Origin of the sequence: Flexivirga alba (assembly GCF_042661025.1) — a bacterium.
Classification (GTDB): domain Bacteria; phylum Actinomycetota; class Actinomycetes; order Actinomycetales; family Dermatophilaceae; genus Flexivirga; species Flexivirga alba.
In genome coordinates this window covers 2,619,237-2,632,310 of sequence record NZ_JBHSWH010000001.1, presented here as the reverse complement: position 1 = coordinate 2,632,310, position 13,074 = coordinate 2,619,237, and the positions used below count along the sequence as shown (strand labels likewise).

The window sequence follows — 13,074 nt, the reverse complement described above, 5'->3', positions numbered from 1 at the left end:
GGCTACTTGGGCTTTGCTGCGGTTTTGGTCTTACCCGTCTTGGTGGTCTTGCCCGACCTGTCGGGGTTCTTCTTGGCGGAGTTGGACGTGGCGGGCTTCTTCGCGTTTTTGGCGGGCGGTGTGGATTTGGTGGCCGTTTCTGGCTTCGCCTTCTCCACCTTCAAGGTCTGGGGCTTGGTCACCAGCAGGCCCGAAGAGGCCGCGCTGACTGCCGCGCCCGCAGCCCGCGAAGCGGGTGTCGATGGCAGCGTGCCCACCGTAATCGCGGAGTCCTTACCGGACCGTTTCGCCACGCCGAGTACGGTGCCATCTGCCTTGCGTACGTAGCGGACCGTGCTCGCCGGCTCCAGCCCCATCTTCTGCGCCCGCAGCGCCAGTTGCTGCGGCGCGGACTGCGCATCGATGTCGCTGGCGAGCTGTTGCTGCTCGTCGGTGAGGGTCGCCGACTTCGCCTGGAGCTTCTCGATCGCGAAGGACGACTGAGCCCGATTGGTGTTGAGCAGCAGCAGCGAGATGAGGCCGCCGACCAGCAGGAGCACGCACAGGACGACGAACCCGACGCCAGTGTGCTCGGCGGCATCCTGGGTCTCGACGACCCGAAGTCGCGGCGTGCTCGGCGTTGTACGGCGGGCAGGCTGTGCCGTTCGGGTGGCCCTTGCGGCGGGCCGTGGGAGCGTCAGCTGGCTCATCAACGGAGTCCCTTCGTCCTTGATCGGACCCCACGGTTTGTGGGGAGAATACGTTCGGCGGCGCGCAACCGTGCGGACGCCGCGCGCGGGTTGTCAGCTATTTCCTCGGCACTGGGCTGCTCCCCGCCTCGGGTGAGCAGCTTCAGGTATGGCGCGTGCTCCGGCAGCTCGACCGGCAGGTCCGGTGGCGCTGTGCTCGTGGCACCGGCCGTCAGCGCGCGCTTGGTGATCCGGTCCTCCAGCGAGTGGTACGACAAAACGGCGATCCGACCACCCACCGCGAGTGCGTCGACCGCGGCCGGCAACGCCGCCTCCCAGGAGGCGAGTTCGGCGTTGACCTCGATGCGCAGCGCTTGGAAGGTGCGCTTGCCCGGGTGGCCGCTGGTTCGCTGGGACGCTGCCGGGATGACCCGGCGCAGCAACTCCACGAGCCGCGCGGAGTCGGTGAAGGGTTCCTTGTCCCGCTCACGCACGATCGCCCCGGCGATCTTGCGGGCGAAACGCTCTTCGCCATACACCCGCAGGATGCGTTCGAGGTCGGCCGCGGGGTAACTGTTGAGGACGTCGGCGGCGGTCTGGCCGGTGGTCTGGTCCATCCGCATGTCCAGCGGCGCGTCGACGCTGTAGGCGAAGCCGCGGTCGGTCTCGTCCAGCTGCAGGGAGGAGACGCCCAGGTCGAAGAGTGCACCGTCAATCGCCGTCACGCCGAGTTCGGCGAGCGCGTCGACGGCCTCGTCATACACCGAATGCACCGGCCGGAAGCGGTCGCCGTATGACGCTAGACGCTCCCCCGCCATATGCAGTGCATCGGTGTCGCGGTCGACCCCGTAGACCGTTGTCTGCGGGCACGCGGTCAGGATCGCCTCGGTGTGACCGCCCATGCCGAGCGTGCCGTCGAGGAAGACGGCGCCGGGGTGATCCAGGGCCGGCGCGAGCAGATCGGTGATCCGGGCGGCGAGCACCGGCGTATGCCGGTCGGCTGCGCCTCGTGCGGTCACACCCATCTCCCTCTGCGCGATCGTCATCGTGTGTGCGGTGATCCTGTGTTGTCGGTGATCCCTGTCGGTCGTTTCTGAGCCTTGGTCCCCAGCCGCTCGAACGTTCGGTCGGTGAGTCCGGCACCGGGGAAGGTGCGCCGGAATCAGTCGCCCGAGAAGCGGATGGAGGCCGAGAATCAGAACAGCCCGCCAGGGATCACCTCCTCGCCCTGATCGGCGAAGTCGTCCTCGGTTGCCGCGAGGAAGTCGTTCCAGGCCGCGGTGTCCCACACCTCGACCCGGTTGCCGGTGCCGATGACCGTGCACTCCTTGGCGAGTCCGGCGTAGTCGCGCAGCACCGCGGGAATCGTCACGCGCCCCTGCTTGTCGGGAATCTCGTCCGAAGCCGCGGACAGCAGCACGCGCTGGAAGTTGCGGACCGCCCGGTTGGTCACCGGGGTGTTGCTCATCTGCTCGGTCAACTTCTCGAAGTCGGCCATGGCGAACACGTAGAGGCAATGCTCCTGGCCACGGGTGATGACCAGGCCGCCGGCGAGCTTCTCGCGGAATTTGGCGGGCAGCGCAAGACGCCCCTTCTCGTCCAGGCGAGGAGTGTGCGTGCCGAGAAACATCGACCGCACCTCCTCCCATTTGCCGCCCGCTCACCAACGTGCCCCACTCTAACCCACTTCCCCCACCTGTCGCCCCTCTGCAGGCCTGTCGCCGCTCGAAATCGAGCATCTGCGCAGGTCAGAGGCAGTGGGGCACGGTGGGGAAAAATCGCCCGCTGGGTACCGAGCCGCGTCGGCCGACTCAGCGGTTGGCGTGGGACCCGCGTCATTGCGGCGAATCGGCCGACCGCGGGGTGGCATTGACGCCCTGCTCCCGGCGCCGTGGGGAAGAGTGGGGCTGCCGCAAATTGCCCTCTCTCCGGCCACGTCGATCACGATTTGGGCCTTGTCGTTGACCGAATGAGGTGACCGCTGGCCGCCCATCAGGCAGGATCGAGACATGCCCGCCACAGCCCACACGGACTCCGTCACCCCGGAGGCCGCAGCCACCCCCAGCCCGCCCGCCACGATCGACGACGTCCAGCAGGTGGCGAGCGCCATACACCGGGCTGTGTCCTCGGTGATCGAGGGCAAGTCCGAAGTCATCGAGACGGCCGTGGTGGTGCTGCTCGCCGGCGGTCACCTGCTGCTGGAGGACGTGCCCGGCACCGGCAAGACGATGCTGGCCAAGGCACTCGCCCGGTCGATCGACTCGCCGATGCGCCGCATCCAATTCACCCCCGACCTACTGCCCAGCGACGTGACCGGGGTCAGCGTCTTCAACCAGGACAGCCGCACCTTCGAATTCCGGCGCGGCGCGATCTTCGCCAACATCGTGGTCGGCGACGAGATCAACCGCGCGTCGCCCAAGACGCAGTCGGCACTGCTGGAGTGCATGGAAGAAGGCCAGGTCACCGTCGACGGCGACACCTACCGGCTGCGTGAGCCTTTCATGGTGATGGCCACCCAGAACCCCATCGAGATGGAAGGCACCTACCCGCTGCCCGAAGCGCAGCGCGACCGCTTCATGGCGCGCATCTCGATGGGCTACCCGACCGCCGCCGCGGAGCTGGAGATGCTCAACGTGCACGGCGGCCTGCCGCCGCTGGACCGGCTGACTCCGGTCACCGACGGCGCCACCGTCCAGCGGATGGCGCGGCGCGTCACCGAGGTCCACGCCAGCCCGGCGCTGCGTCAATACATCGTCGACATCGCCGGCGCGACCCGCGACAGCAGTGCGCTGCGGCTGGGCGCGTCGCCGCGTGCATCGCTGCAACTGTTGCGCGCCGCCCGTGCCGTCGCGGCTCTGTCCGGCCGCGACCACGTCATCCCCGAGGACGTGCAGCGGCTCGTCGGGCCGGTGCTCGCACACCGCGTGATCCTGACCAGCGACAACCAGCACCTGCATCGCGGTGTCGGCGGTGTGCTGACCGAGATCGTGCGACGCGTGGCGGTCCCAACCGGCCCCCGCTGATGGCCGGACCGCGGCGTCATACCTTCACCGGCCTCGGCCGGGGTTCCTCACCGCCGGCATCGTGCTCGGCGCCGCCGGACTCGTCCTCGGCTTCGAGGACATCGTGCGGGTCGGCGTGCTGCTGATCGTGTTGGCGTTGCTCGCGCTCGTCTTCGCCCGGCGGCCCGCGCCACGCATCGAGGTGCACCGCACGGTGACGCCACCGACCGCCATACCCGATGAACGCGCCGAGGTGCAGGTGACGTTCACCAACATCGATCACCGCTCCAGCCGGCTCTACCTGGCCGAAGAACGTATCGACTACGTCCTCGGCGACCGGCCGCGTTTCGTGGTCGCCAGGCTCGAACCGGGCGCGACGCGCGAGGTCACATATGTCGTGCGCAGTCACCTGCGTGGCCGCTACACGCTCGGCCCGGTCGCGCTGACGCAGCGCGACCCCTTCGGCCTGACGTTCGTGACGCGCTCACTGGAGCGCACCGATGAACTGCTCGTTCTGCCCCGAGTCGTCCCACTGGGCGCGGCGCACCCGCCCGGCTCCGGCGTCGGCAACGACGGCGAGACCCCGCAGATGGTGGCGTTGCACGGTGAGGAGGACGTCAGCATCCGCACCTATCACGACGGCGACGACCTGCGGAGGGTCCACTGGCCGGCGACCGCGCACCGCGGCGAACTGATGGTGCGTCAGGAGGACCGGCCGGCCCGCCGGTCGGCGCTGGTGCTGCTCGACTCACGCGAGTCGGCGCATGGTGGCACCGGTGCGGCGAGCTCCTTCGAGTGGGCCGTCAGCGCCGTCGCCTCGGTGCTGGTGCGGCTGGACGAATTGGGCTACCGCACCCAGCTGGTGACGCGAGAAGCGTTGCACGCCACCAACATTGACCTGATCGAGCGATCGACGACGGAGATGATCGAGGACCTCGCATCGGCCACGCTGGGCACGGACCAGGACTTCACCCGGATGCTGTCGGCGGGTCAGGACCGGGCCACCGCCGGCCGGCTCGTCGCCGCAGTCGTGGCCGCCGGCGAGGACGACGCCGGCACCGAGCTGGCCGGTTTGCGCCAGCCGGGCGCGGCCGCGTTGGGCTTCGTGCTGGACAGTGCGGCGTTCGAGAACAGCCATGCCGACGGGCCGAGTGAGGCCGCCGTGCGCGTGCGCGACCAGCTGGCCGCCGCTGGCTGGCGCGTAGTGATCGTCGACCCGAAACTGTCGATCCTGCAGGCCTGGACGACGGTCACCAACAAGGCACTGGTGCAGGTGGGTTCGCTGTGATCGCACGGGCACGACTTAGTGAGACGGCACTGGCATTCGTCGGGACCGTCGTCGCGATCTGGCCGTTGACGACCTTGCTGCAGGGCGGCTCGTGGCTGTGGGCGCTGATCCTGCTCTCCGCCTTCATCGGGCTGGTCGGCGCCGCGATGCGCACGACCCGGGCGTCTGCGGCCGTCATCCTGCTCGTGCAGGTGGTGGTGCTGCTCGTGGTGGTGGCGCTGTTGAACGTCCACGATCACCTGGACTCGACGCTCGTCTCCGCCATACACGATCTCGTGCAGGAGGCCAATGACACGGTCCGGCAATCGTCGGTGCCGGCCCCGGTCACGCCGGGGCTGTTGATGATGCTGGAGCTGATCGTTCCCGGGCTCGCCATCGGCATCGACTTCCTCGCGGTGACCAGCCGTCAGCCGGCCCTGGCCGGTGTGCCGATGATGGTCATCTACATGCTGTCGACGTCCAACACCGGCTCGGCGCTCAACCCGATCTTCTTCATCATGCTGGCCGCCGCGTGGCTGACGATGCTCGCGCACGGCAGCGGGGTTCTGGTCCGTGGCTGGTCGTCGGTGCGCGCTCGCGCCCTCACCCCGACCCTGCACGAGGACCAACTCGGGCTGGCCGGTCTGGCGTCCGTGGCCAGGGCCCTCGGCATCGTGACGATCCTGTTGGCGTTGATCGTGCCGGTGCTGTTGCCGAGCTCCGGACCGCACTATTTCGCCAAGGGCTTGGGCCGGGGTGGGCACGGCGGCGGCGAGGGCGTCGTCGCCTTCAGCACGACCGTCAACCTGGCCAAGGATCTGCGCAAGACCAACGGCACACCGGTGCTCACCTTCAAGACGACCGACGTGTCTCCCCCGCCGCTGCGGGTGACCGCCGGCGGCACCTACGCCAACGGCGAGTGGCGTGACTTCCCCAAGGCGACCGGCCTGGTCATCAGCCCCAACGGCCAGCCATTGCCACCGCCGGACGGATCGGTCACGACAAAGGACGCGTATGTCGAGCACATGCAGGTCAGCGACAACACGATGGCGGCACCGAACGTGCCGGCGCCATTCCCGATCGAGGCCGGAGACTTCGGGCAGTCGCAGTGGGGCTACTCGCCCACCACGCAACAGCCGTACGTCACCAAGGCGGCGAAGTCCTACGCGCTGGACTATCGGATCCCGCAGCGTGACGCCTACCAGCCCGGCAAGGCGGACCCGCAGAAGTTCAGCGAGACGCTGCGGCTCGACCCGAAGTCGGCATCGCGGGTGCGTGCCCTGGCCGGGAGTCTCGGCGGCAAGAACTCCTTCGACCAGGCCGTGCGCATTCAGGACTACCTGCGCTCCAGCTCGTTCACCTACTCGCTGACGCTCGCGGCGACCCAGACCGCGAACGGCAAGAAGCTGGACCCGTTGTCCAACTTCCTGGTCACCAAGAAGGGTTACTGCACGCAGTTCGCCACGGCGATGATCATGCTCGCCCGCGCCGACGGCATCCCGGCCCGGATGGCGTTGGGTTTCCTGCCGGGCACACCGGCGGCCAACGACACCTACACCGTCGTGCAGTCCAACGCACACGCCTGGCCGGAGCTCTTCCTGCGCGGTCTGGGCTGGACCCGTTTCGAGCCGACACCCGGCAGCCACACGGGCGCCGCTCCGACATACACGACCCAGACCAGCAGCGGTGGCGCCGTGGGACACGCTCCGTCGGCACAGTCGACCGCGCCGAAGTCTTCGGCGGCAGCACCCTCCGCCACACCGTCGAAGACCGCTTCGACGACACCGAAGTCGTCCTCCGGCGGGCGTCACATCGACTGGGCCGGGAACCTCCTGGTGATCCTGCTGGTGCTGGTCGTCGGTCTGCTCGGCGCGCTCGTGCTGCCGCTGCTGGCTCGCCGGCACCGTGAGTCGATCAGCGCCCGGCTGCGCGAGCACCGGCCGGTCGAAGCACAGTGGCAGGTGCTGCAGACCCGGCTCGGCGACCTCGGCATACCGCCCCCGGACGCCGAGTCGTCGCCACGCGCGACCGAGCGATACTACCGGTCGCGTGCCGCACTGCCCCCTGCCGGCCTGGATGCGCTGCACAGTGCGGTGCAGACCCTCGAACAGGAGAGGTATGCCGCTCCCGGCACGGCTGCGACCTCGATCGACCCGCAAGCGCGCGAGGTCCTCGACGGCGTACGGCGCCAGCAGTCCTGGCCGCAGCGGATCGGCTCGGCGATCCTGCCCGCGTCCGGTCGCGCGGTCTTCGCTCAAGGCGTCGGGCGGGTCGTCGAGTGGCCGGCGCGGCTGCTCGGCATACGACGTCGCTGAAGTCGCCCGTTCCCACCGGCCGGGAGGCGCGCTGCGAGCGGTTGACGCAGATCGCCGATCGGTTCACTCGAGGCGACTTGCACTCGGGCGTGCGAACTCCCCACCCACCGGTCACCGCCACGCATCGGGATCCGGCGCAGGCGGGTGAGCCGGACACCATCGACGGCGACTCGGCCCACTTCCTGCTCCGTAAGCAGCCACGGCGGGCCGGGCGGATCAACTTCACTTGGGCACCGGGCTATCACCAGCACTTCGCCATCCAGTGCACACAAGGAGGCGACGCTCGTGGCGGCTGCCTCGTGAAGCTCCGGCGGCAAGCTCTGCAAAGTCGTGCACTCGATCACCAGGTCAAACGCACCGAGCCACTCCGACGGCAGATCCACCACGTCGGCGTGCCGATAGTCGACCGCCGACCCCGGGTTGCGCGTGAGCGCGATCTCGACAGCCGTCACCGAGACGTCGAACGCCGTCACGTCGAAGCCGTATGACGCCACCGGTTCCGCGTCGTCGCCATACGCACAGCCGATGACAACCGCACGACCACGACGACCACCAGCAGCGAATCGTTCCCCCAGCCAGTCGAGGAGGTATGGCGTCGGTTCGCCGTGATCCCACATCACCTTCGAGGATCCGGCGCGTGCGTCGGCATACAACTGCGCATACCATTCCGGGGACCCTCGGTTCACGGCCATTGCGCCATCATCTACTGCGAGCGCGGCTCGAGCATGACGATGGCGCACCTCCTGCAGGTCGAACCCGCTTCCGCGCCGCCGCCCACGTCAAGGCCCGGCAAGACGTGCGCCCGAGCGCACCAGCTGCTGGGCCAAGCGCCGCGATCCATCGGCACACTGGCACGGCCCCGCAGGACGTGCGCGGCAAGGCCGGCACCATCCGCGGAAAAGGCGACCAGCACCCGCGACAGCCCAGATCACGCAAGCGAACGTCAAGTCGACGGCGAGCGGAGACGACGACCGGCATACAGGAAGCCCCCGACGAACTTGTTCGTCGGGGCTTCCTGTATGCCGCGAGATGTCGCAGCAGAAGGATCAGTCGAGGTAGTCGCGCAGAACCTGCGAGCGCGACGGGTGACGCAGCTTGCTCATGGTCTTGGACTCGATCTGGCGGATCCGCTCGCGGGTGACGCCATAGACCTTGCCGATCTCGTCGAGCGTCTTCGGCTGGCCGTCGGTCAGGCCGAAGCGCATCGAGACGACGCCGGCCTCGCGCTCGGACAGCGTGTCGAGGACCGAGTGCAACTGCTCCTGCAGCAGCGTGAAGCTGACGGCGTCGGCGGGCACGACGGCTTCGGAGTCTTCGATGAGGTCACCGAACTCGCTGTCGCCGTCCTCGCCGAGCGGGGTGTGCAGGGAGATCGGCTCGCGGCCGTACTTCTGGACCTCGACGACCTTCTCCGGGGTCATGTCGAGCTCCTTGGCGAGCTCTTCCGGAGTGGGCTCGCGGCCCAGGTCCTGCAGCATCTGACGCTGCACGCGGGCCAGCTTGTTGATGACCTCGACCATGTGCACCGGAATACGGATCGTGCGAGCCTGGTCGGCCATGGCACGGGTGATCGCCTGACGGATCCACCAGGTGGCGTAGGTCGAGAACTTGTAACCCTTGGTGTAGTCGAACTTCTCGACCGCACGGATCAGACCGAGGTTGCCCTCCTGGATCAGGTCGAGGAAGAGCATGCCGCGGCCGGTGTAGCGCTTGGCCAGGGACACAACCAGACGAAGGTTGGCCTCCAGCAGGTGGTTCTTGGCCTTCTTGCCGTCCTGGGCGATCCACCACAGCTCACGCTTGAGCTTCATCTCGATCTTGCCGCCGGAGTTCAGCTGCTCCTCGGCGAACAGGCCGGCCTCGATGCGCTTGGCGAGCTCGACCTCCTGCTCAGCGTTCAGCAGGGCGACCTTGCCGATCTGCTTCAGGTAGTCCTTGACTGGGTCGGCCGTCGCACCGGCGGTGACGACCTGCTGCGCGGGTGCGTCGTCCTCGTCGTCCTGTCGGATGACGAATGCACCGGACGCGCTGGTCTTCTCTTCCTTCTTGGGCTCTTCCTCGTCCTTCGCGTCCTCCGCGGTCGGCTCGAGGATGACCTCGCCGGTCTTGCGGCGGCCGGCCGTCTTCTTGGCGGCCGTCTTCTTCGCAGCAGCCTTCTTGACCGGCATCTCGTCCTCGGCGCTGTTCTCGTCGGCAGCAACCTTCTTGGCGGTGGTCTTCTTCGCGGCAGCCTTCTTGACCGGCTTAGCCTCGTCGTCAGCGCCGCTGTCGTCGGCCTTCTTGGCCGTGGTCTTCTTCGCGGCAGACTTCTGGCTGGTCCCGCGTCGGGTCGTGGTCGTCGCGACAGCGCGGGCCGCGTGCTCGGAGTCGAGCGTCACGGCGATGCCGTGCTCGTCAAGGGCGCGCAACACGGTCTTCATCCGGTTGGGCGCGATCTCACTGGCTTCCAGAGCATCCTTGAGCTGCGAGCTGTCGATCGAGCCGCTCGTTTGGCCGGCTGCGATCAACTGCTGCAGAGCCGGATGCGCGAACTCCGCCGGCAATGCCGGCGCTCCGGGGTCTTTGACACGGGGTCCACTAACTACCTTCCGAAACTGTCGGCCCGTGGTGCACGGACACCACTATGTTGCCGTCCGGGGATGACGGCTGACCGAGGTTGGGGGTTTCGAAGCGACCGTTTCCCGGGCTGGTCCGGCTCGGTTTCGTGCGCTTCCACACCATTATAAAACGATTCGGGGCGCAGAACATTCCATCGGCCCCTGATCGGCAGGTCTACGACGCGTCTCCTGACGACGAAAACCGTTGGTGCAAAACAGATCCGACCCGAATGGGTCACTCCGCAGGTTTGACCGCGAGCACCGGACAAGCGGCGTCGAGCAGGATCCGCTGGGCATTCGCACCCAGGATCAGCTTGCCCACGGGTGACCGCCGGCGCAACCCGATCACCAACAGGTCCGCCGACTCCTCGTCGGCGATGCGCAGCAGCTCGTCGGTGGCGTCCTCGGTCGGCCTCAGAGTGCGTACTTCGTAGCTGACGTCCTGGTCGGCCAACTCTTCCAGCTGGGCGCGAGCATCGGGGTCTGGTCCTGCCCGTCGCTGTGCGCGGAGTCCAGCACGATCAGCGGAGTCTGCCGGACGGCGGCTTCGGCGGCTGCCCGACGCAACGCGGCAGCGCCTTCCTTGGTCGGCACGTATCCCACCACGACAGCCACTGCGCGCTCACCTCTTCCATCGGATGTACCGCCGACGCTACCGGACCACGGCCGTGGGCGGGTCGTCGGCGACGTGACCCGAGTCACCTCAACCCGCGACCGGCACCGCCAGGCGGTGCCGACGCGCGTCGGCAACCGTCTCGGACACGATGGCGGCGATCTGATCAGTCTCGATGAGGAAACCGTCGTGGCCGTGCCGCGAGCGCATCAACCGCAGCCGGCCGTGGCCGTGCGCCGCGACGATCTGCTCGGACAGCGCCACCGGGAAGAGCCGATCGGAGTCGACCGCGGCCACCCGCAACAGGCCCGGGTAGCTACCGAGCACCTCGGTCAGGCTGCCTCGCCCACGTGTCACGTCGTGGCTGGCCATCGCAGCGGTGAGGTGGACGTACGACCCGGCGTCGAACCGCGCGACGAGCTTGCCTGCCTGATGATCCAGGTAGCTCTCGACCGCGAATCGGCCGTCACCGAGCGGGTTCTCGTCGGTTTGCGGACGGATGCCGAACCGGGTGTTGAACTCGTCGGCGCTGCGGTAGGTCGCGTGAGCGATGCGTCGGGCGATGCCCAGCCCGTCACTGGGTATGACGCCCGTACCGTAGTAATCGCCCCCGGCATACCCGGGGTCGGAGGTGATGGCGAGGGTCTGCGCCTGGCCCCAGGCGATCTGGTCGCCCGTAGCCTGCGCGGCGCTGGCGATGACCAATGCGGCGTGGGTGCGCTCCGGGAAACCGGTGACCCACTCGATGGCCCGCATGCCGCCCATCGATCCACCGAGCACCAGGAACCACGCGTCGATGCCGAGTGCGTCGGCGACCGCCGCCTCGACGGCGACCTGGTCACGGATGGTCGTGCGCGGGAAGCGGGAGCCCCACGGCGAGCCGTCCGGGGCGAGCGAGCCGGGTCCGGTCGTGCCGCGGCAGCCGCCCAGCACGTTGATCGCGACGACATACAGGTCGTCGGTGTCCAGCGGGCAGCCCGGGCCGATCAGATCGGGCCACCAGCCGGCGGTGGGCTGACCCGGACCCGGCTCTCCGTCGACGTGTGAGTCGCCGGTGAGGGCATGCTCGACGAGGACGGCATTGTCGGCGTTCGGCGACAGCCGGCCCCAGGTCTGGAAGGTGACGACGACCTCCGGCAGGTGTTCGCCGTTCTCGAGTCGCACGTCGGTCAGCCGGATGGCGCGCGCGTCCGGGTTGCTGTCCTGCGGCGGCGCGCACCACTGCGTCGCAGGTGTCACAGTGCGTATGGCGGTCATCCGGCCCACTCCTTGGGTGCCCCTGGGGCTCGCCGGCCCCGCGCTTGCCGACCGGCGTGCGCGGTCGACCTTGTCCTCACCCGGGGCACCCCACCGCGGTGGAGGGTTGCCGCCCAGCCAGCCGGGGCTGTGTTCGCCTAAGGAGTTGGCCACCCGTCGGGCGGTCACTTCCAGCGAACGCTGGGACTCATGACAGGTATGACGGTAGCAAAAATCGGGCGTCGGCAAAAAGTCGTTGTCCACTCTGCGGAGCAGCGATCAGGGCCGTCCTGCTCCGCTCAGGCGGAACGCTGCTCGCCGCTGTGCGGACGCAAACCACCTCGCAGCGCGGCTGCGAACAGCTGCGCCAGCCGACAGTCCGGGTCGACGGCGAGCGCACGCTCGACCGCGAGCATGGCCAGCACACCACTGCCGGTCGTCCATTGAACGCCCGCGATCAGCATCAGCACCGGCACACTGTGCTCACGCGGGATGCAGGCGACCCACTCCCCGAGGCGTCCGGCCACGTCCGAGACCGGATCGTCGAAGGTGGCTTCGTCGCGGGCATGCAGCGGCGCCGGACCCAAGTCGTAGTGCTCGTCGAGCTCGTCGGGCAGGACCTGCTCCGGCGACAGGAAATCGGGCATCAGCCAGGCCAGCACGTAGTCGCGCACCGTGATTCGCGCGACGGCCGCGGTCGCGGCGGCCAGCACCTCGACGGGCAGGCAGTGCACGTCCTTCTCCGCCCTGCACAAGATGCGTTGCAGCGCATCGGCCCCCTCAGTGTCGGGCTCGTCGGCGGCCGCGCAGCGCTGGCTCCGGCCGGACAGAGCTCTCCCCACCGCTTGAGCCACCAGCGGATGTCGTATGTCGAACCGACGGCCAAGCTCGTCACGACTGGACGCCGGCACCACGCCGCGCAACACGTGCTCGGCGACCGGCGCCACACGGGCCGCCTCCGGGACCTCGACCAGCTCATGCGGGCAGCAACCACAGGCGCACTGCTCCGCCCGCCACTGCACGCCGTGAACGCTGGCGACGTGGGAGACATCGACACCGAGATCGTCCAGCTCCCAGCGCAGCACGTCGACGAAGTCGCGGTCCCCCTGCATGAATCCGCCGTAACACAGGACGATCAACTCGTCCGGGCGAGAGCGCGCGACGCCGGCCGCCATCTGGCGGGCCGCGTCGACCACGTCGAGCTGAGCCGGGCGGTTCAGCCGGGCGGTGATCGCCAGGCGTCCCTCATGGATGCCGACCAGCGCCAGCGAGTCGGCGGGCAGGAAGCCGAGCTCGTAGGGCAGGAGGGCGATGATCTCGCCGATGCCGCTCACAGTGGATGTCATGCACCGCAGCGTGCGGTGGGTGACCGGTGT

General features: G+C 68.5%; 10 protein-coding genes, 1 pseudogene and 1 riboswitch. Of the genes and pseudogenes, 3 read left to right on the top strand and 8 right to left on the bottom strand.

The genetic code is table 11. The features are described from left to right. Positions 1–2 precede the first annotated feature (2 nt). The 3 genes from ftsL to mraZ all read right to left on the bottom strand — a co-directional run bounded on the left by ftsL (position 3) and on the right by mraZ (position 2,298). Positions 3–689, bottom strand: coding sequence for a cell division protein FtsL (gene ftsL, locus ACFQDH_RS12940; RefSeq protein WP_382401904.1), 687 nt, complete (start codon positions 687–689; stop codon positions 3–5). Continuing rightward, complete coding sequence (gene rsmH, locus ACFQDH_RS12935; RefSeq protein WP_382404859.1) at positions 689–1,693, bottom strand: 16S rRNA (cytosine(1402)-N(4))-methyltransferase RsmH; 1,005 nt, start codon at positions 1,691–1,693, stop codon at positions 689–691. The genes ftsL and rsmH overlap by 1 nt, the downstream gene beginning before the upstream one ends. Before the next feature lie 170 nt (positions 1,694–1,863). Continuing rightward, positions 1,864–2,298, bottom strand: a complete 435-nt coding sequence (mraZ, locus tag ACFQDH_RS12930; RefSeq protein ID WP_382401902.1) for a division/cell wall cluster transcriptional repressor MraZ — start codon at positions 2,296–2,298, stop codon at positions 1,864–1,866. A 379-nt stretch (positions 2,299–2,677) separates the two neighbouring features. Between mraZ and ACFQDH_RS12925 the strand changes: the two genes are divergently transcribed. The 3 genes from ACFQDH_RS12925 (at position 2,678) to ACFQDH_RS12915 (ending at position 7,252) form a co-directional block, all read left to right on the top strand. Continuing rightward, positions 2,678–3,691, top strand: coding sequence for an AAA family ATPase (locus ACFQDH_RS12925; protein WP_382401900.1), 1,014 nt, complete (start codon positions 2,678–2,680; stop codon positions 3,689–3,691). Positions 3,692–3,752: 61 nt separating this feature from the next. Then, the gene (locus ACFQDH_RS12920; RefSeq protein ID WP_382401898.1) at positions 3,753–4,958 is read left to right on the top strand and encodes a DUF58 domain-containing protein; all 1,206 of its coding nucleotides are present in this window, start codon (positions 3,753–3,755) and stop codon (positions 4,956–4,958) included. After that, positions 4,955–7,252, top strand: a complete 2,298-nt coding sequence (locus ACFQDH_RS12915) for a transglutaminase TgpA family protein (RefSeq protein ID WP_382401896.1) — start codon at positions 4,955–4,957, stop codon at positions 7,250–7,252. Before ACFQDH_RS12920 ends, ACFQDH_RS12915 begins: the two co-directional genes overlap by 4 nt. On the opposite strand, the gene ACFQDH_RS12910 is transcribed toward ACFQDH_RS12915, so the two are convergent. The 5 genes and pseudogenes from ACFQDH_RS12910 to ACFQDH_RS12885 all read right to left on the bottom strand — a co-directional run bounded on the left by ACFQDH_RS12910 (position 7,192) and on the right by ACFQDH_RS12885 (position 13,044). Continuing rightward, positions 7,192–7,944, bottom strand: coding sequence for a class I SAM-dependent methyltransferase (locus tag ACFQDH_RS12910; protein ID WP_382401894.1), 753 nt, complete (start codon positions 7,942–7,944; stop codon positions 7,192–7,194). The genes ACFQDH_RS12915 and ACFQDH_RS12910 overlap by 61 nt on opposite strands. A 354-nt stretch (positions 7,945–8,298) precedes the next feature. Then, complete coding sequence (locus ACFQDH_RS12905) at positions 8,299–9,795, bottom strand: RNA polymerase sigma factor (protein ID WP_382401892.1); 1,497 nt, start codon at positions 9,793–9,795, stop codon at positions 8,299–8,301. A 289-nt stretch (positions 9,796–10,084) separates the two neighbouring features. Beyond that, a pseudogene (locus ACFQDH_RS23905) lies at positions 10,085–10,464 on the bottom strand (universal stress protein). Between the two features lie 88 nt (positions 10,465–10,552). Next, positions 10,553–11,719, bottom strand: coding sequence for a homoserine O-acetyltransferase MetX (gene metX, locus ACFQDH_RS12890; RefSeq protein ID WP_382401886.1), 1,167 nt, complete (start codon positions 11,717–11,719; stop codon positions 10,553–10,555). A 35-nt stretch (positions 11,720–11,754) separates the two neighbouring features. After that, positions 11,755–11,914: riboswitch (SAM riboswitch) on the bottom strand. Between the two features lie 83 nt (positions 11,915–11,997). Further along, positions 11,998–13,044 carry a DUF4192 domain-containing protein gene (locus ACFQDH_RS12885; protein WP_382401884.1) on the bottom strand — a complete coding sequence of 349 codons (1,047 nt, stop codon included), beginning with the start codon at positions 13,042–13,044 and terminating at the stop codon, positions 11,998–12,000. Between the last annotated feature and the right edge of the window lie 30 nt (positions 13,045–13,074).